The following is an 18,083-nucleotide window of genomic DNA, read 5'->3' as shown; positions in this document are numbered from 1 at the left end:
GCCTCACCGGAGGCAGCGGGAGGCGGAGATGAACGAGAAGGGCAAGGCATGGGGCGCGAAGAGCCTCGGGGTGGAAGGTTCAGCGCGCATCGTGCGCCACCATCCCAGCGAACTCATGCTGCGCGCCCTGTTCTCCAGCCGGTATTCCGGTCTCGCTCCGGAGATCACGGGCGGCACACGCGTGCTCGATGTCGGGGCGATGTATCTGAACAATCTCGTCCCGTTCGCCGACCGGGGCTGCGAATGCCACGGTATCGAGATTAACGAGGACATGGCCGCGATCTCGCGGCAGGCGGCGAAAGACCAGGGAATCGACGCCGAGATCCGGGTCGGCTCCAACCGGTCCATTCCCCATGAGGACGCGCGCTTCGACATCCTGCTGTCGATCAACGTGATCCACTACGAGGACGATGCGAAGGGGCTGAGGGCCGCGATGGCCGAATATGCGCGCGTGCTGGCGCCCGGCGGGCGCTGCTTCGTCGTCTCGGCAGGCCCCGGACATTATCTGCGCCGAAGCGCCACCCGGCTCGGCCCCAACCGGTACGAGATCGCGTATGAGGATTTCCGAAAGGGCCAGACCATGGCCTATTTCGAGAGCGAGGATCAGCTCGGCGAAATGATGCGCGAGGTGTTCTGCGAGACCGTCACCGGACGCATGACCGAGCGGCATGCCAAGGCTGACGTCGATTTCTTCTACGCGTTGGGCGCGCGCTAGCCGCGCTTCTCGAACAGCCACCAGTTTCCGCTGTCGCTGGCTCCGGCGTGCTTCCACAGGAAGCCGTAATCGACCAGCTTCAGGTCGCGATGGCGTTCCAGCATCATTGCGCCGAAATCACGCTTGAACAGGAGCCCCGTTTCGCCGCGATAGGCCTTCTCCTCGGGCTGATCAGCGAAATACTCGCTCATCAGCACGTAGCGGCTGGAAACCCGGTGGAGCTCGTCCATCGCGGCGGGAAGCTCGCTCGGCGGTACGTGGATCAGCACCCCGGTGGTGAAGCTCAGCTCCACCGCGCCATCGGCGAGGGGCAGCCTGTCCGCGGTCGCGTCGAAGATATGGTCGGTGTCGAGCACGCCCTCGGCGATCACGCGCTTGCGCGCGCTTTCATTGGGCTCGACGGCGAACAGTTCGGCACCGACGAGGTTCTTCAGCGCGCGCAGATTGATTCCGATAGAGCAGCCCACCTCCAGGACGGAGTTCGGCAACTCGGCCATGATCGGCCAGAGATAGCGCCCCCAGGCCAGTGTGCGCTGGCGCACCGCTGCGATGTCGGCGACGTTGCGCGAGATGTAGGCGTCGCCGAAGGCGCCCTTCCAGTGCTCGACAGGGCGTTCAGATGGCATGCGCGATGTCCTCTGCGGCGACGCCGTCTTCCTTCTCCCATACCAGGATCTGGGCGGCGGCCCGCACGGCGTTGAGATCGAGATCGAGTCCGCCGCCCAGGCGGCCGACCTTGAGGGTGAGAAGCTTGGCGTCGACTCCGAACTCGCTCGCGGCGCGATCGATCTTGCCCTGCATGCCGGAGTGGACGAGGCCCATGGCCTGGACCAGGTCGGTGGTGGTGATCCCGCCCTCGAACTCGGCACGGGTTATGAACTTGTCGGCGACGAAGGCGAGCTCCATCGGATCGGCATTGACCTGGTAGCCCGCCCGCTTGAGCCCGGCGGCCAGTACCTCGATCTGCGCATTGCCTGAGGAGCGGCCCATTCCTTTCAGCGAGGCGTCGAGGATGGTCGCGCCCGCCTCGATGGCGGCAAATGCGTTGCCGACGGCGAGCTGGAAATTGTTGTGGCCGTGGAAGGCGACCTTCAGTTTCGTCTTGTCGGTAATGGCGCGCACGTAATTGCGCACCTGGGCCGGGATCATGCCGCCGGCGCTGTCCACGATCGCCACGGCCTCTGCCCCCCACGCTTCGAACAGGTGGGCCTTGCGGCGCAGTTCCGCGACGGGAAGCGTGTAGGTCTTCATGAGGAAGACCGTGGTCGACAGGCCGAGTTCCACCGCGTGGCGCACGAAGGGCTCGGCGGTTTCCAGCTTCGCCGCATCCACGCCGAAGCGCAGGAAGTCCATCCCCGCGTCCTTCGCCGCACCGATGTCGTCGAGCGTGGCGAAGGCGGGCATGGCAAAGACGCCGATCCTGGCTTTCCTCGCAGCCATGCGCGCTGCGGCCATGTATCTGGCGTCGCTCTCCCCGGCCGGGGCCGTGCCGGAGCGCTCCGCGCCGAGGCCGAGCCCGTGGCCGACCTCGATCTCGTCCACGCCGGCCTCTTCCAGATGCTGGACCAGCGCGTAGGTATGATTGGCGTCGAATCCGAAATCGATCTGGTAGCTGCCATCGCGCAGCGTGCAGTCGAAGAGCGTGATGCGGGTCTGGGTCATCGGGCCACCTTTCGCACTCCAGAGGAGCCGAATTGCGCTAATGCTTCATTAATGAAGGTTGACGCCCTGCAGACTTTATCGGGATTCGTGCTTTCGTCTGTCCAGAGATTGACGATGCGCGTCTCGATTTGTGCGCTGCCGGGAAAGTGTTCGGGCGAGACATTCGCGAAGAAGGGCGCGGGACACGGATACCAGGCGCTCGCATCGAAGCCTGCGCCACGCAGACCTGCGAGCAGGGATGCGCGCTGGTGGGGCTCGACGAGGATGGAGAAGCGCCAGGGCGCACCGCCGCTCCGGCGCGCCAGACGTTCGATCTCGGGATCGAGGTTTTGCTCGTAGTGCTCCGCCATGGCGCGGCGATGGGCGAGGGCGGCGGCCGTGCGCGGCAGGGCGTCGAGGATGCGCCGGGCCTGCTCCTCCTCCAGCCGGTAGCGGTAGAGCTCCGGACGGGCGAGACAGAGTGCGCCGACCTCGCGCCGGGCTTCGGGCCGCGCGGCGAACTCGGCGGCGAGGGCGTAATAGCGCGATCGGTAGTCCGCGCCCCATTGCGCCGTCTCGGCCGGCTTTCCCGGCAGGGCGCGGGCGCGTGCCGCCAGGTCTTCGGCGAGCCCGGCGTCATCGGTCAGCACCGCCCCGCCGCCGCCGGCATCGAGGATCTTGGTATGGCCGAAGCTGACGACGGACAGATCGCCGAAACTACCGGCCGGCCGGCCGCCGACGCTGGCCCCCAGGCCTGGGCCGCGTCCTCGATCAAGGCCGTCCCGGCCTGCCGGCACAGCGTCCCAATCTCCTCGATGCGGCAGGGTTCGCCATAGAGATGGGCGGCGATGACGCACAGCGGGGCTTCGCCGGCGTCGAGCAGCGCGCCGAGCGCGCGGGGAGCCATCTGTCCTGTCTCCGGCTCGACATCGCAGAAGACCGGCTCGAGGCCGGCAAGACGGGTAACGCTCGGCGGGCTGAGGCAAAGCGTGGCGGGCAGCACGACGCGCCGGCGATCCGGATGGCGTGCGGCGAGCGCCTCGAGAGCGAGCCAGATCGCCGTCGCGCCGCGTCCCGTCGCGACGCCATGGCGCCGCCCGGTGGCCGCGGCAAGCGCGGTCTCGAGTTCGCGCGCCGCGCTCATGGGAGTTCCCGCCTCAGCTCGTCGCCGAGCTGGCTGATCGTCAGGAAGCGCGGGCGCCGCCCGTGGCGGCCCGCGGCGTCGAGGACGGCGTCGAGATTGCGGGTGAGGGCCTGCGGATCGAAGGCGACGAGGCCGTGGCCGCCAGCGGGTTCGAAATCGCTCAGGAAGGCGCTCGGATGGGTAACCGTGACGAGATAGTCGGCATCGCGCACCAGGTCGTCCAGACCGTGGGCGAGGGCCCGCGGATGAAAGGAGAGGTCGAGATAGCGCAGGAACGGCTCGGCGTCGTAGTCGGCCTTCACCCTCTGCATCGACATCGGGATCTCGACGACGTCGCGCGCAGGCTTGCCGGGTATGCGGTGATCGGCTTGCGACGGACGATAGGCGCGGTGAGGGGTGGCCTCCCAGTCGATGATCCGCTCGGCATCGACACGCTTGCGGCCTGCCATGGCGGTGGAGTCGAACTCGATGCCGAGCCGGTCATGGGCTTCCATGATCGCGTTCGAGCCGTAGGCCTCCCCGATCCGGGCGCAACGCGGGGCGTAGCCGAAGCGCTTCATGTCGGCGAGGGCGGCTTCCATCTTGTCGGCGAGCGCGGAAGGGTCGGTTTCCTGCTCCCAGCCGGTGTCGCTGCGCCGGTAGAGATGGGGATGCCAGGCGATCTCCTCGCCGGCCGTCTCCAGCGCCTCGAAGACCGCGCCGTATTCCTCCAGCAGCCAGGCCGGCCGGCCCCAAAGATCGCCGATCTGGTTGTCGACACGCACGAACCAGCTCGGCGCCGGCTTCAGCCCGGCGGCCTCGGCGACCTCGCCGACGCGGTCGCGGATCAGGGGGATACCCTCCGTGATGCAGCGCCAGCTGATCTTGGTACGCGCCTGCGTTGGAGCGACGGATTCGTCGAACAGGTCCGGATCGAGGTCGAAGGTGAGGGCGATGGGCAGGTCGCTCATGCGATCTCGCTCCGCGCCGCCTCGCTCACGGTCTCGATCCGCAGCGTGGTGCGCGCGCGCTCCAGCGCGGCGCGGGCGTCTTGCGCGGTGTCGGCGGCCACGGCAATTGCGGCGGCGCGGTCCGACCCAGATTTCAGTGGCCGCACCCGGTCGCCCGGCTTCACGAAGCATTCGGCGAACAGCACCTGCGGATCGGCGCGCACCTCGTCGAGGCCCTCGACCGCCACCACCGTGCCCGGCGCCACCAGCGGGAAATCGAGGATCGCCGCGCGCGACTCCGCGTCGGGCAGGGCGATCGGGATGCCGAGGGCGAGATCGACCTGCAGCGCCGGCGTGTCGATGCCGGTTACGGCCGGCACGATGGTGTTGAAGACGTGAAAGCCCGCGCCGCGCGCCGCCATCTCGACGAGATGCGGACCGTCGGTGGTCATGATCATCTCTACGTGGATCGGCGCGTTCTCGATGCCGAGCGCGCGCGCCCCGGCCTCGGCAAGCGCGTGGATCGCCTCTATCTCGATGGCCGGTCTCAGGCTCGGATAGGTGATGGAGATATCGAGCAGGGCGGGCGGATCGCTGCGCGTCTTGTCGCTGACGAGAAGGGGGATGAAGCGGCCCGCGCTCATCACGCCTTCCAGCGCGACTTCCGGGCCGGCCATGAAATTCTCGATCAGCACTTCTCCGCTCGCGGCCGCAGTCCTTGCGGCCTCGAAGGCCTCGACCATGTCGTCGAGCCGGGTGACCATGCTCACCCCGCGCGAGCCCGCCCCGTTTATGGGCTTGACCACGACCTCGGGGCCGAGCTCGCGGAAGGCCGCGCCTGCCTCGTCGAGGCGACGGCAAAGCCGGTAGCGGGCCGACGGCAGACTTGCCGCCTCGAAGGCGTCGCGCATGGCCCGCTTGTTGGTCGCCTTGCGGGCCGTGTCGACACGAAGTCCTGGAAGGTCGAGCGTCTCGGCGATCGCGGCGGCGGCGGGAATGCCCGCTTCGGTCGCGACCGCCAGCACGCCATCGGGCTGCAGGCCGAGGCCGAGCGCCAGGCAGGCCTCGACGTTACGGATGTCGACGACGGCGCTGGTGTCGGCAAGCGCGAGACCGGGCGCATCCGCGCTCCCGTCCACCGCCGAGATGCGGCAGCCGCGCGCGCGCGCCTCCTCGATGACGGGCATCTGGAACGGGCCGGCGCCGATGAACAGGAGATGGGCCAAGACGATGCACCCCGCAGCCAGCAGCTGATCGAGCTCTCAGCCTCGCGCGAGTCGGTGAAGACTTTCTTCACCGGTGTGACCCAGTCTCTGCCAGGATTAACCAGGCCGATCCACGGACCCTTCATGACCGAGACCGTCCCAGCCATCGCCATCGCGGGCCGGGCCATCGGCCCCGACCATCCGCCCTATGTCATCGCGGAGATGAGCGCGAACCATAACGGCCGGCTGGAAAATGCGCTCGCCATCGTCGATGCGGCTGCCGATGCCGGCTGCGACGCGATCAAGATGCAGACCTACCGGGCCGACACGATCACGATCGAGGCCTCCGGCCCCGGCTTCGACATCACCGAAGGGCCGTGGAGGGGCCGCACGCTCTTCCAGCTCTACGACGACGCGCACATGCCCTGGGCATGGCACGAACCGGTGATGAGGCGGGCGGCCGAGCGCGGCATCGCGGCCTTCTCCGCACCGTTCGATCTGACCGCGGTCGATTTCCTGAACGCGCTCGGCGTGCCGGCCTTCAAGATCGCGAGCTACGAGATCGTGGATCTCGACCTCATCGGGGCCTGCGCGCGCACCGGCAAGCCGCTGATCCTGTCGACGGGCCTCGCCAGCCCGCAGGAGATCGACGAGGCCGTCGCCGCGGCGCGCGAAAACGGGTGCGAGCATCCGGTCGTGCTGCATTGCGTCTCCGGTTATCCGACCCCTTACGAAGAGGCCAATCTCCAGCGCATCGGATACCTGAAGGAGCGCCTGCCGGGCTGTCTCGTCGGTCTGTCCGACCACACGCCCGGCGCGGCGATCCCTGGCGGAGCCGTGGCGCTGGGCGCCTGCGTCATCGAGAAGCACATCACGCTCGACCGCTCGGGGGGCGGGGAGGACGATTTCTTCTCCCTCGAGCCGGACGAGATGAAGCAGGTCGTCGATACGGCCCGCGCGGTCTGGGCGGCCAATCGGACGTTGACACTGGAACGCAGCGCCAGCGAACGGCAGACCGAGGCGGGCCGGCGCTCGCTCTATATCGTCAAGCCGGTCAGGGCGGGCGAGGTCTTCACCCGCGAGAATGTCCGCTCGATCCGGCCGGGCCGCGGCCTCAAGCCGAAATACCTGCCAGAGATCCTCGGCAGGCGCGCGGCGCGCGACTGCGCCTATGCCGAGCCTCTGAGCCCGGACATGGTGGAGGGATTCTCGATCTGAGCGCCGGCGAGCGCGGCGATCGCCTCGAACGTCTCGTCGGGATCCACGCAGTCGGCGAGATCGAGGGCGCACTCGCTCATCAGACGCAGCATGGCCGGCATCATGGCGAGATCGCGCAGCACGCGCTCGAGCGCGGCGGCGACGTCGTCGCCGGCATTGAGCTTCATCCCCGCCCCGGCCCGGTCGAGTTCAGCGGCCAGGCGTGCTTGCGCGGGGCTTGCCGGAACGAGCACCTGGGCGAGGCCCGCCGCGCAGCGATCGAGCGCTTCGAGTCCCGCTCCGCCGATAACGAGGTCTGCCCGGGCGCAGGCGCGAAGATACGCCCCCGGTCCGGTGACGAGTGAACGTGTCTCGAGCTCGTGCGAGACAGGCTCGCGGTGCAGCCTGGCAGCCTCGATACGCGCGTGAGGTGCGCCGGCGCGAATGCCTGCGAGGACGGCGCCGAGCGTCTTCGGGCTGGCGAGAAGCTCCGGGGCGATGAGCACGCTGTCCAGCCGCGGCGCCTTCATGCGCGTGCGTGCCTTGCGCCGCAGCCGCTCGGCACGCCTTTGCACCGCCTCGAAGCCGCGGCTGCGCGCCAGGTTGCCGGCCAGCGTCGGCTCGAAGGGCGGCTCGGCGAGGATCAGCAGCCCGGACCCGCCCGGTGCGCTGCGTGCGATGCCGTGTTCCAGCAGCGCGCGCGCCAGCTGCGCGCCCGCGCCGGCACGGTCGGCGGACGCGCCTTCACCGGCGCACAACAGAAAGCTCACAGTCCCCATGGGGGGAGGCTTCTAGCCCGAGAATGTCTCGCGGAGAAGCCCCTGAAGAGCCCGGGCATCGAGTCGTTCCGGATTGGTATCCGAGCTGTAGGCGAAGCCGTCGGGAAGGGGCCTTGCCCCGTCGGCGTGCCAGGCCTCGATCGTGCGCCGGTCGTAGGAGGGCAGGATGGCGTAGCGATCCTCCAGTTCGACGCCGGAGCGCGCATCGTCGGTGCCGATCATCAGCTCGTGCAGCTTCTCGCCCGGGCGGATGCCGATCGTCCGGTGTGGCAGGTTCGGCGCGATGGTGCGGGCAAGGTCGGTCGTGCGCATGGAAGGAATCTTCGGCACGAAGATTTCCCCGCCCTTGGCCAGAGCCATGGAGGAGAGCACGAAGTTCACCCCTTGCGTCAGCGTGATCCAGAAGCGCGTCATGCGCTCGTCGGTGATCGGCAGGTGATCGGCCCCGTCCTCGACCAGCTTCCTGAAGAAGGGCACGACCGAGCCGCGCGAGCCCACGACATTGCCGTAGCGCACGACGGAGAAGACCGGACCGTCCGCCCCGCCCATCGCCTGCGCGGCGGTGAAGATCTTGTCGGAGGCCAGCTTGGATGCGCCGTAGAGATTGATCGGGCTCGCCGCCTTGTCGGTGGACAGTGCGCAGACATGCTTCACGCCGCGCCTGATCGCGGCGGAAACCACGTTCTGTGCGCCCATCACGTTCGTCTTGATGCATTCGAACGGATTGTATTCCGCGATCGGGACGTGCTTCAGCGCCGCGGCGTGGATGACCACGTCGACGCCGCGCATGGCCATCTCCAGGCGCTCCTCGTCGCGCACGTCGCCGATGAAATAGCGTAGGAACGGATAGTCCGCCGGCGAGAAGGTCTGCGCCATCTCGTACTGCTTCAGCTCGTCGCGCGAGAAGATGATCAGCTTCTTCGGCTTGAACTCGGCGATCACCATGTCAACGAAGCGCTTGCCGAACGAACCGGTCCCGCCGGTGATCAGGACGGTCTTGCCGTCGAGATCGAAGCGGGGGTTCCTGAAATCGCGCTCGATGAAGAGGCGTTCGACCTCGTCCTCGCGCCGGGTGGGGCGGGTCGGCTCGGGACGGGGCGCGGACTGGCTCATGGCTCTTGCTCTCGACAGACGATTCGCATTCCGGCGTTAACCCTTGAGCGCCTTCGGTTAACGGGCCGTTAGGCGTGGTCGCGGCATTCTGGCCTCGCCGCGTCCGAGGGGAGCCGGGCTCATGACCACCGCCGCGATCGTCCAGGCCCGCATCGGGTCGAGCCGGCTGCCCGGCAAGGTGCTCGAGCCGCTGGGCGCCAAGAGCGCGCTGATCCGCTGCCTGGATCGCTGCCGCGCGATCGAGAGCGCCGACATCGTGGTCTGCGCCGTGCCCGACACCGAGGCCGACGACGAGGTCGCCGAGGAGGCCTGCGATGCCGGCTTCATGGTCGTGCGCGGTTCGGAGGCCGACGTGCTGTCGCGCTATGCCAGGGCCGCACGCGAGGCCGGTGCCTCCACCGTGATCCGCATCACCAGCGACTGTCCGTTCATCGACCCGGTCATCGTGGAACGCACGGTTGAACTCTTCCGGGAGAGCGGGGCGGACTATGCCTCGAATTCCATGCCGGCGCGCTTCCCGCACGGGCTCGACTGCGAGGTGTTCCCGGCGCGCCACCTCTTCGAGGCCGAGCGCAAGGCGGATACCCTCTTCGAACGCGAGCACGTCACGCCCTGGATCAACCGCCATCCCGGCTTCGTGCGTGCCGGGCTCGTCGGGCCGGGCGGCGGGCTGGAGCGGCTGCGCTGGACGCTCGACCGCAGGGAAGATCTCGAATTCTGCCAGGCCGTGTTCGCGGCCATGGGCGAGGCCGCGGCGACCGCCAGCGCGGCCGAGATCGCAGCGCTGTGCCTGCGCCGCCCCGACCTCGTCGCGATCAATGCGATGTGGGTCGACGAAAACCGCACCGCGAGGCCCGTCCACGCAGAAATCGAGAGCGCGCCGGTCCGGCTCGGCCTCGCGGCGTGAGATCACGCCTCCTGTCCGGCCTTGCCGGCGCCTCCGGTTCGACCTAATTTCATTTCAGCTCTTATTGAAATGACGTGAGGGGGCGTGGAGCTAACCATCATCTTGACCGCCCTGGCGGGCGCGCTCGCCACGGATGGGGCCGGGGAGGACGCGCGGGGCACAGGCCTCAGCGTCGCCTTCGAAGGCTCGACGCGCTGGCGTTACGAGAGCCTGTCCGACCAGTTCCGCGCCGGGCGCACGGGCGGCGATCAGCAGATCTCCGGGCGCACGTTGCTCTTCGCCGAAGCCGATGCGGGCGCGGTCCAGTTCGGCGGCGAGCTGATCGACGCGCGCGTCTATCTCGCCGATCCCGGCTCGGCCATCTCGACGAGCAACGTGAACACGCTCGATGTCCTGCAGGCCTACGCGCACGTCGAGCTCGACGAGATTCTCGCCCTGCCACGCCCGGTCGATCTGCGCATCGGGCGGATGACGATCGATCTCGGCAGCACGCGCTTCGTCGGCCGCAACGGATTTCGCAACACGCGCAACGCGTTCACGGGTGCTCGTTTCGACGCCGGGCTCTCCCCGCTCGTCAGTCTGGCGGGATTCTACGTCTCTCCGGTCGAGCGCCTGCCCGGCGACCGGGCCTCGATCCTGGACAACGAGCACGCTCTGGACGAGGAGAACTGGGACCAGCGCTTCTGGGCCGTATATCTCGAGCGGGAACTGCCCGCCCTGGGCGGCGCGGTGGAAGCGTATGTCTACGGCCTCCACGAGGACGAGGGTGCACAGCGCGACCTGCTGGCGCCCGGCGCGCGCCTCTATCGCTCGCCCCGCCCCGGCAGCTGGGATTTCGAGATCGAGCATGCGGTCCAGACCGGTCAACGCCGGAGCTCTTCCTCGCCGGGCGCGCCGATGCTCGACGTGTCGGCCCAGACCCATCACAGCCATGTCGGCTACACGTTCGAGGGGCCTTGGAACCTGCGCGTGGCGGTCGAATACGAATACGCCTCCGGGGAGGAGGCGGGAGACGGCCACTGGTCGCGCTGGGACACGCTCTACGGCCTCCGCCGCACCGATTTCGGCCAGACCGGCATCCACGGGCCGCTGCGCCGGCAGAACGTCTCCGCGCCCGGCGTGCGCCTGATGGTCAGCAATGGCCCGATCGACGGCCGTCTTCTCGTCAAGGGCGCCTGGCTGGCCTCGGACACCGATATCTGGCGCGATGGCGGTCTGCGCGATCCGGCCGGCCGCTCCGGTGACTATATCGGGACCCACATCTCCACGCGCTGGCGCTACTGGGCGGTGCCCGAGCGCCTGCAGCTGGAAACCGGCGGCGCGGTCTTCGCCAAGGGCGCGTTCGCGACCGATGCGCCGAACGCCCCCGACACCGGTGACACCGTGTACGGCTACCTCATGGCGACGGTGTTTTTCTGATCGCCGGGCGGCGCGCTAGCGCACGAACTCCACCCGCACATAGGCCACGCGCCCGCGCGCGTCGTGGACCTTGGTGTCGTAGCCGAGCGGGGTATCCACGAAGGGCGGCTGCTCGTCGGTGAGGTTGAGCGCGCCGGCGACGAGCCGGGTGCGCGTCCCGCCCGCGTCGAACGTGTAGCCCGCCTGCAGGTCGAGCACGGTCCAGGCGTCGATCTCGTTTCCGGGGTTCTCGTCGTCGTCATAGCTCGAGATGTGGCGCAGGCCCGCGCGCGCATCCCACGCCGCGCGCGCCCAGTCGATCCAGGCGCTGGCGCGATAGTCCGGTACCGAGCGCGCGAAATTGGTGAAGTTGCGGTTGCCCGCCCCGTCGATCGTGGTGTCCAGCACCGGATCGATCAGGGTGAACTCGTCCACGTAGGACGCCCGCGCGCCCCAGCCGAACATGCCGTAACGCGTTTCGACGGGCCGGCCGGCAAGGCTCGCATCGAGGCCCTGCGCTTCCACCTTCGGTGCGTTCACGAAGCTCGCCCGGACCAGGCGCACGTCCCCGATCGAGGACAGCTCGACGCGCGGATCGTTGAAGATGCCGTCATCGGCGAGGTCGGCGGCCAGGATCGCGTTCGGATTTTCCTCCACGATCAGGTCCTCGTACTCGATGCGCCACAGATCGAGGCCCGCCGTCAGGGCTTGCCCGCTCCACACCGCGCCGAGCGTGAACGTGTCGGCGGTTTCCGGATCGAGATTCTCATTGCCCACCGTGCGCACGGGCAGGAAGCTCGATGCCGAGCCGGTGAACAGCGACTGCAGCGTGGTGGTCGCCGAGACGCGCTGGTGCAGCGAGGGCGCGCGGAAGGAGCGCGACCAGCTGGCGCGAAGGGTCAGCGCCTCGCTCGCCTCGAACACGGCGGCGATCTTCGGATCGGTCGACGCGAAGCCGTCGATATCCTCGTGGCGCGCGGCGAGCTGCAGCTCGAAGCGCTCCGTGACCGGCACGATCGCGTCGGCGAATACCGCGCGTGCGTCGAGCGCGCCGGAATAGTCCGGGCCGCCGATGATGAAGAGGAAATTGTCCGCGTTGAAATCCTCGCCATGCTCGACGCGCAGCGTCTCGCGGCGGGTCTGCACGCCGAAGGCGGCCGAGACATCGCCCGCGGGCAGGGCGAGCAGGGAGGGCGTGGATGCCACCGCCTCGATCACCGTCAGGTCGGCACGCGAGTCGCGAATGTCCTGCCCGATGATGAAGTCGATCACTTCCGGTGCGTTGAAGCGCGGATCGGAGGGATCGGTGACCACGACGCCGGAGCCGAACGGGTTGAAGAAATAGCATCCCGCGCTCTCGTCGCCCGCGGCGACACCGGCATTCGGCCCAGGGCAGCTCGCCCCGCCGAAACCGTCGAGCGCGAGGTTGAAATTGTCCTCCAGCGTGTCGGTGATCGTCGCGCGCAGATCGTTGCGCGAGTAGGTGGCGTTGAGCTGGAGGGTCCAGGACGTGCCGTTCCAGTCGATGTCGCGGGCAAGTTCGCCGGCTACGCGCACCGTCTCGTGATCGAAGCGGCGCCGCGCGGCACCGGCCTTCGCACCCAGCGGGCGGCCGAGCCAGATCACGCCCTCGCCGAACACGTTGCCGGCGAGCGAGGCGTCGAGGAGTGGAAAGTCGAGGTTCGGCAGGGAGGGCGAGTTGCCGCGCTCCACATGCTGGTCCGCGCCGGACACGCGCAGCGCGAAGCGGGTGTCTCCGGCCTCGCCGGTCAGCGCCGCGAAGCCCTGCAGGCGCTCCTCCTCGGTCACGACGGAGAAGAACTGCGCATAGTCGATGAGGCAGCTGCCCGGCGTCCCGGTCGCATCGTCCGGACCGCGGCGCACCAGGATCCCGCCGCCCTGCGTGCAGAACGGGTCGGCATAGCTCGCGAAGCCGCGGCTCGGAACGAGATAGCTGCCCGGCTGGCCGAGCGAGAGCCCGGTGCCCGGCACGAACCCGGTCTCGAAGCCCCCCAGCCCCTCGCGGTCGAGCCATTCGAGTGCCGCGACGAGATGCACCGCGCCGAGATCGCGCCCGGCGATGGCGGCGAGTTCGTAGCCTGCGCCCGAGCCCTCGTACTGTGTCGGCCCGCGCAGCTCGGCATGCGCCTCAACGCCCTGGAAATCATCGCGCGTATGCACGTTGATCACGCCGGCCACCGCATCCGATCCGTAGACCGGGGAGGCGCCATCCTTCAGCACCTCGACGCGGGAGATCGCGATCGTGGGCACCAGCGCGTTCATGTCCACGAAGCTCGCCCCGTCGTCTGCCGACACGCTCGCCACCGTCTGGCGCTGGCCGTTCATCAGGACGAGCGTCGAGCCGAGCCCGAGCCCCCTCAGATTGACGCTGGACGTGCCCGAGGTGTCGTTCTGCGTGCCCGGGTCCTCGTTGAATTCCGATCCCGTCACGGAAGGCAGGAAGGCGAGCGCATCGCCGAGATCGGCAAATCCCGCCTGCTCGATCGCCTCGCGCGTGATCAGGGTGACCGGCCGGTCCTCGATCTGCGCCCCGGGCGCGCGCCCGCCGATGACCGTGACGATGTCGGCGGCCTCGTCCTGCGCCATGGCGGGAGCGGCGAGGGCCGCGGCGAGCGCCGCGGGCGCGGCGGAGGAGAGGAGGCGCAGGGGCATGGCGACGGCCTTCTTGCAAACGAGAATAAGGAAGATAACCGGAGCGAGCCGTTAGCAGCCGGTTCCCGCCCGGGCAAGCCCGCGCCGTGTCATTGCGCTGTCACGTTGCCGGCCTTGCGCAGCGTCTGACAATGAGGGCGCACCAACCGCATTCGGGGCATGGACAGGCCTTCGCGCCTCTCCTATAAACCGCGTCCTCCAACCGCCGCGCCCCGCGCGGCGAGACGGGCGCCCAGGTAGCTCAGTTGGTAGAGCAGCGGATTGAAAATCCGCGTGTCGGTGGTTCGATTCCGCCCCTGGGCACCATCACCTCAGTTTTCATCCCTTTTCCCGCCCTTGGGCCTTCGAAGCAGAATCATCGCCGGTGTTCGGCATGCGGGCGGGGTCGGTGCGTTCGCGAAGCTTCCCGCTTGGGCGTCCCATGTCCGCTTCGGCGGGGCGTTTACGCCGGGCGCCGGCGCGTCGTTTGACCTTCCGGAAGGGGGTGGCCGCAGGATCGACAGGAGCCGGTGATGCCGACACCGGTCGTCGCCAGGAAATCCGCCGGGGTCCTGCCTGCTTGCTCCAAGGCCCAACCGCGCCGGCCGCAGCGTCAGCTCCGGCCAGTCCCGCCGTGGCGTCTGGCCGACTCCCGGTGAAGATTCCCGCGTTCTACCGGTCCCCGGGTTGCGAGCGCTGGCTCCCGCCTTCGCCCTGCTGCAGCCAGTGGCCGACCTGCCACAGCCGGTCCTGGCCGAACGTCGCATTTCCGCCCACGACGAAGCTAGGCACGCCCCAAAGGCCGGCCTCGAACAGGGCGATGCGATTGCGCTCCACCGCGTGGCGCCAGCTTTCGTCCTCGAGAGCCCTGTCCACGTCGTGGGGGTGGAGCCCGGCGCGCGCAGCGATGCGGCGAAGGCCCTTGTCGGTCGAGGCATCGATGCCTTCGGCCCATACGCCACGCGCGAAGCTGCGCAGGAAGTCGAGCCCGGCATCGCCGTGTCGAGCGTAGTGGAAGCATGCCAGGCCGCGCTCGACGCCCGCCCCGAGCGGGTCGCGGATCCGGCCGAAGTCCAGACCCAGGCGTTCGGCTTCGCGCTTGCAGTCGCGCACGATGTAGAGCCGCTTGGCGCGCGGAACCGGCAGGGAGCGCATGACCATGGGCAGAACCGGGCGCAGGTGCACGCGGGCGCGCCAGTTGCGGGCAAGTTCCTCAATGCGCATCAGGGCGAGATAGCTGTAGGGGCTGCGCAGGGAGAAATACATCTCGATCTCGCCGCCGGACGCGGAACCGGGCTCCTCGGGCGGCGGATAGAGCAGCTGGCCGGGCAGGGCGCCGAGCCGCCTCTCCAGATGATGCAGGCGGTCGAGCGTATACCATTCGCCCTCGAACCAGACGGATCCGCTGGCATAATGGCCCAGTTTCGCGCGCAGGCTCTCGCCGTGCCGCGTGTCGCTTCCGGATGGGATCGAGACCCCGGGCCCGGTCGGCAATCCGTATTCGCGACACAGCGCATGCGCATCGCGTTCTGCGAAGGCGCGCAGCTTCTCCGGCTCGGGCGCGGCGGAGGCATGCGGCGCTCCGACCGGGTGGACCCGGATTTCGAGCCCATGACGCTCGCAAAGCGCGGGGAGGGCATGGCCGAGGGCTTCGGAATACGGCTCGCCCGGCTCGAGGAAGGCAAGGAGCGTCTTGGGCCGCCCCGTGAGGCGGCGCACGCCGGCGTGTGCCGCCCGGCTGAGGGTGCGCAAGCGCGGACTGGTCAGTATCTGAGTGGCGATCGTGGACAGGCTCACCGGCACGTCTCCCAAGAGTTCAGGCCCAGACCTCCAGATGTCCCGCACGGCGGACCGGATAGGGGCTCTGGATTTCCAGGAGGTCGCGCAGGCCGGTTCGCTCGAACCAGGCTTCGAGCCGTTCCCGGTCGGGTACGGACAATCGGCTGGCAGCTGTCTGGAGTTTCTGGATCAGGTAGATGCGATAGACCGGCACGCCGGTCGCATAGGCAGTCCCGCGATAGGCGGTTGTCACCCGGGTCGCGGAGCGCTGGTGCGGCTTGGCCAGGACGGGCTGACCCGGCTCGCGCGCCTGATGTTCGGCCCAGGCGTTGAAGGCGCGCATCTGATCGGCGAATTCAGGCAGCATCTCGCCGGCCGCCACGCGTCCGACAGCATCGAGCGTCTCGGGGATCTCGTCATCCGGCAGGAAGGCGGTGTGCGGGTAGCTGGGGTATTCGGGAATATCCAGGTTGGGCGCCGCCATGCGCTCGGTCCAGCGATAGACTTTGGCGGCCCTCGACTTCATCCGCTGGGCGGGAACCGGATCGCGCCCGAGATGCGGCGAGAGGGCGCCGAAGAGCCCGTAATCCCCGAGACTCGGCCAGGCCCCGAACAGGCAGGGGTGTTTCGTGAAATGGGCCTGCAAGGCACTGAGAAGCTCGTCATAGGCCTGCTCGATCGCCGGAATCGAGGCGTCCGAGACACCAAGGGGCTCGAGATAGCCGGCCAGCTTGTTCATCATCGGGCGGGCGAGGGTCTCCGCCTCTTCCGGTGGGCTCTCCGGCGCGATGCCATGAATGAACCCTTCCGCGATGAAGGAATCCTGCTGGTCGAGGCACGACCAGCGATAGTGCATCGCGAGGCGCATCAGCCCTTCGCTGCCGAACAGATTGAACAGGTGGGAGAGCACGTTCTGAACCGGCCCGGGAGGATGGCAGCTCAGACGGCCCGCCTCCTCCCTCTCCAGCCGCTCGATTATGTCGTCGGAGTCCTGGACAATGTCTCCGCAGGGCCATTGCAGGACGGGCAGGAGGAAGCGCCGTGTGGCCGGATAGACGGTTTGTCCGAACTCGGGGTGTGCGCTGGAGCGCTCTTCGAAATCCAGTCTTTGCTTCCTGAGATAAGCGCGCACCTTCGCGGTGAAGTAGGACGCCGGAACGCCGTAGAGCAGATAGGTGCCGGTCACAGCGCGTTTCCTTCCAGTCTGATGGGGATGCGGGCCGCCCCTGTCTTCTCGAGGATCGCGGTGGCGGCGAAGATCATCGCCGCGGCGGCGTCTTCCTTGCTGAGTCCCTGATCGATCCGCAGCCTGCGCCAGTAATCGAAGCTCGTCGCGGCGCACATTGCCTCGAAGGGGCCCTGTGCAAGGACGCCATCCGGATTGACCGCGGTACGAAGCCGGTCGCGTTCGAGGGAGAGGAGGACTCGATGGTCCTCCTTCAGCGATTCATAGCGATGGCGATGTGCGGCAGCCGCCAGTTGAAACGGCTCCATGTCACCGAAAATCGTCGTCCGGTTGGTCAGCATCTGATGCAGCCGCTCGGCCCGGTTCATGCTGGAATAGTCGATCCGTGCACGCGGCAGGAATTCGGCCCGCAAGGCGATGGAGACTTCCCGGTACAGCGATTCGAGATCTTCGAAGCATCGAAACACGGTCCGCAGTCCGACGCCGGCCCGGTCCGCGACGGACTTGGCGCTCGGTGAGGGGTCGCCTTCGCGCACGAGTTCCCTGAAGGCCGTCGCGATCTTCGCGCGGCTTGCGCTTCGCCGGGCTGCGCGTCCGTCCGCCATGGATTGAGATCTCCCGCTCTTCGGCCTCTCGCTATATATTGACACTCAGGATGCCAAAATATAGCGTGACGTCAATCCGAGCGCTCATCTTCGAACCTGGCGGGAGGTGCCCGATGATCGATCTCTACACGGCGCCGACACCGAACGGCTGGAAGGTCTCGGTCATGCTCGAGGAGCTGGGCGTTCCCTACACGGTCAAGCCGATCGACCTGATGTCGGGCGAGCAGAAGACCGACAGGTTTCTCGCGCTCAATCCGAATGGCCGCATTCCGGTGATCGTCGACCGCGATGCGGACGATTTCACCGTCTTCGAGAGCGGTGCCATCCTGATCTATCTCGCGGAGAAGTACGCCCGCTTCCTGCCGGCCGATGTCAAGCAGCGCTCGGTCGTGATGCAATGGCTGATGTTCCAGATGGGCGGCCTCGGTCCGATGATGGGCCAGGCGAACGTGTTCTTCCGCTATCTGCCGGAGAAGATCGACGTCGCGATCCAGCGCTATCAGGGCGAAACGGCGCGTCTGCTCGGCGTGCTCGATAGGCGCCTCGACGGGCGTGACTATCTGGCGGGGGACTATTCGATCGCCGACATCGCCAACTGGTGCTGGGCCCGGACGGCCTCGTGGTCGGGGGTAGACCGCGCGCCGTTCGGGAATCTCAACCGCTGGATCGAACGGATCGCCGAGCGTCCGGCGGCGCGGGCCGGTATCGCAGTACCCTATGACCTGAGCGCGAAGCTGGAAGGAGCCGCCGATCGCTCCGAGGCGGCCGAGCGTTTCGCGAAGCAGGCCCGGACCATGGTCAATACCGGTTCCGACCGCAACAAGGAGGCGTGA

At 68.1% G+C, this 18,083-nt stretch carries 15 protein-coding genes, 1 tRNA gene and 1 pseudogene; 6 read left to right on the top strand and 11 right to left on the bottom strand.

Annotation, left to right across the window (positions count from 1 at the left end; translation table 11 throughout):
- Positions 1 to 28 precede the first annotated feature (28 nt).
- On the top strand, positions 29 to 715 hold the full coding sequence (locus JW792_RS05980) for a class I SAM-dependent methyltransferase (RefSeq protein WP_135997560.1): 687 nt from the start codon (positions 29 to 31) through the stop codon (positions 713 to 715).
- Here the strand turns inward: JW792_RS05980 and JW792_RS05975 are convergent.
- The 5 genes and pseudogenes from JW792_RS05975 to JW792_RS05950 all read right to left on the bottom strand — a co-directional run bounded on the left by JW792_RS05975 (position 712) and on the right by JW792_RS05950 (position 5,655).
- The gene (locus JW792_RS05975) at positions 712 to 1,341 is read right to left on the bottom strand and encodes a pseudaminic acid biosynthesis-associated methylase (RefSeq protein ID WP_135997561.1); all 630 of its coding nucleotides are present in this window, start codon (positions 1,339 to 1,341) and stop codon (positions 712 to 714) included. The genes JW792_RS05980 and JW792_RS05975 overlap by 4 nt on opposite strands.
- Positions 1,331 to 2,377, bottom strand: coding sequence for a beta/alpha barrel domain-containing protein (locus tag JW792_RS05970; protein WP_135997562.1), 1,047 nt, complete (start codon positions 2,375 to 2,377; stop codon positions 1,331 to 1,333). Before JW792_RS05970 ends, JW792_RS05975 begins: the two co-directional genes overlap by 11 nt.
- Positions 2,374 to 3,500, bottom strand: a pseudogene (locus tag JW792_RS16960) (DegT/DnrJ/EryC1/StrS family aminotransferase). Before JW792_RS16960 ends, JW792_RS05970 begins: the two are co-directional and overlap by 4 nt.
- Complete coding sequence (locus tag JW792_RS05955) at positions 3,497 to 4,450, bottom strand: polysaccharide deacetylase family protein (protein WP_135997564.1); 954 nt, start codon at positions 4,448 to 4,450, stop codon at positions 3,497 to 3,499. Before JW792_RS05955 ends, JW792_RS16960 begins: the two are co-directional and overlap by 4 nt.
- Positions 4,447 to 5,655 (bottom strand): ATP-grasp domain-containing protein, encoded by a 1,209-nt coding sequence (locus tag JW792_RS05950; protein WP_135997565.1) that lies wholly within the window; start codon positions 5,653 to 5,655, stop codon positions 4,447 to 4,449. The genes JW792_RS05955 and JW792_RS05950 overlap by 4 nt, the downstream gene beginning before the upstream one ends.
- A gap of 123 nt (positions 5,656 to 5,778) precedes the next feature.
- On the opposite strand from JW792_RS05950, the gene pseI reads away from it, so the two are divergent.
- A complete protein-coding gene (gene pseI / locus JW792_RS05945) occupies positions 5,779 to 6,852 on the top strand; it encodes a pseudaminic acid synthase (protein WP_135997566.1) in 1,074 nt (357 codons plus the stop codon).
- Here pseI and JW792_RS05940 read toward each other — a convergent pair.
- Together JW792_RS05940 and pseB are read right to left on the bottom strand one after the other, a co-directional pair.
- Positions 6,804 to 7,610, bottom strand: a complete 807-nt coding sequence (locus JW792_RS05940; protein ID WP_135997567.1) for a hypothetical protein — start codon at positions 7,608 to 7,610, stop codon at positions 6,804 to 6,806. The genes pseI and JW792_RS05940 overlap by 49 nt on opposite strands.
- A 12-nt stretch (positions 7,611 to 7,622) precedes the next feature.
- Complete coding sequence (pseB, locus tag JW792_RS05935) at positions 7,623 to 8,723, bottom strand: UDP-N-acetylglucosamine 4,6-dehydratase (inverting) (RefSeq protein WP_135997568.1); 1,101 nt, start codon at positions 8,721 to 8,723, stop codon at positions 7,623 to 7,625.
- A 121-nt stretch (positions 8,724 to 8,844) separates the two neighbouring features.
- On the opposite strand from pseB, the gene JW792_RS05930 reads away from it, so the two are divergent.
- The gene (locus JW792_RS05930) at positions 8,845 to 9,630 is read left to right on the top strand and encodes a cytidylyltransferase domain-containing protein (RefSeq protein ID WP_135997569.1); all 786 of its coding nucleotides are present in this window, start codon (positions 8,845 to 8,847) and stop codon (positions 9,628 to 9,630) included.
- 102 nt (positions 9,631 to 9,732) lie between these two features.
- Positions 9,733 to 11,049 (top strand): alginate export family protein, encoded by a 1,317-nt coding sequence (locus JW792_RS05925; protein ID WP_158291663.1) that lies wholly within the window; start codon positions 9,733 to 9,735, stop codon positions 11,047 to 11,049.
- A gap of 15 nt (positions 11,050 to 11,064) precedes the next feature.
- Here JW792_RS05925 and JW792_RS05920 read toward each other — a convergent pair whose 3' ends face one another.
- Positions 11,065 to 13,701, bottom strand: coding sequence for a TonB-dependent receptor (locus tag JW792_RS05920; protein WP_135997571.1), 2,637 nt, complete (start codon positions 13,699 to 13,701; stop codon positions 11,065 to 11,067).
- A 230-nt stretch (positions 13,702 to 13,931) separates the two neighbouring features.
- On the opposite strand from JW792_RS05920, the gene JW792_RS05915 reads away from it, so the two are divergent.
- Positions 13,932 to 14,007: transfer RNA gene (locus tag JW792_RS05915), tRNA-Phe, on the top strand.
- Positions 14,008 to 14,352: 345 nt separating this feature from the next.
- Here the strand turns inward: JW792_RS05915 and JW792_RS05910 are convergent.
- The 3 genes from JW792_RS05910 to JW792_RS05900 are packed head-to-tail and all read right to left on the bottom strand — an operon-like array spanning position 14,353 to position 17,250.
- Entirely contained in the window at positions 14,353 to 15,477 is a 1,125-nt protein-coding gene (locus tag JW792_RS05910) for a 2-hydroxychromene-2-carboxylate isomerase (RefSeq protein WP_135997572.1), read from the bottom strand.
- Positions 15,478 to 15,496: 19 nt separating this feature from the next.
- The gene (locus tag JW792_RS05905; protein WP_135997573.1) at positions 15,497 to 16,645 is read right to left on the bottom strand and encodes a glutathione S-transferase N-terminal domain-containing protein; all 1,149 of its coding nucleotides are present in this window, start codon (positions 16,643 to 16,645) and stop codon (positions 15,497 to 15,499) included.
- A complete protein-coding gene (locus JW792_RS05900) occupies positions 16,642 to 17,250 on the bottom strand; it encodes a TetR/AcrR family transcriptional regulator (protein ID WP_135997574.1) in 609 nt (202 codons plus the stop codon). The genes JW792_RS05905 and JW792_RS05900 overlap by 4 nt, the downstream gene beginning before the upstream one ends.
- A gap of 113 nt (positions 17,251 to 17,363) precedes the next feature.
- On the opposite strand from JW792_RS05900, the gene JW792_RS05895 reads away from it, so the two are divergent.
- Positions 17,364 to 18,083: a glutathione S-transferase family protein gene (locus JW792_RS05895; protein ID WP_135997575.1), complete on the top strand. Its 720-nt coding sequence runs from the start codon at positions 17,364 to 17,366 to the stop codon at positions 18,081 to 18,083.

Source organism: Marinicauda algicola, assembly GCF_017161425.1.
Taxonomy (GTDB): Bacteria; Pseudomonadota; Alphaproteobacteria; order Caulobacterales; family Maricaulaceae; genus Marinicauda; species Marinicauda algicola.
Note: the sequence above shows the minus strand (reverse complement) of the source record. Positions and strands in the feature narration are given on the sequence as shown.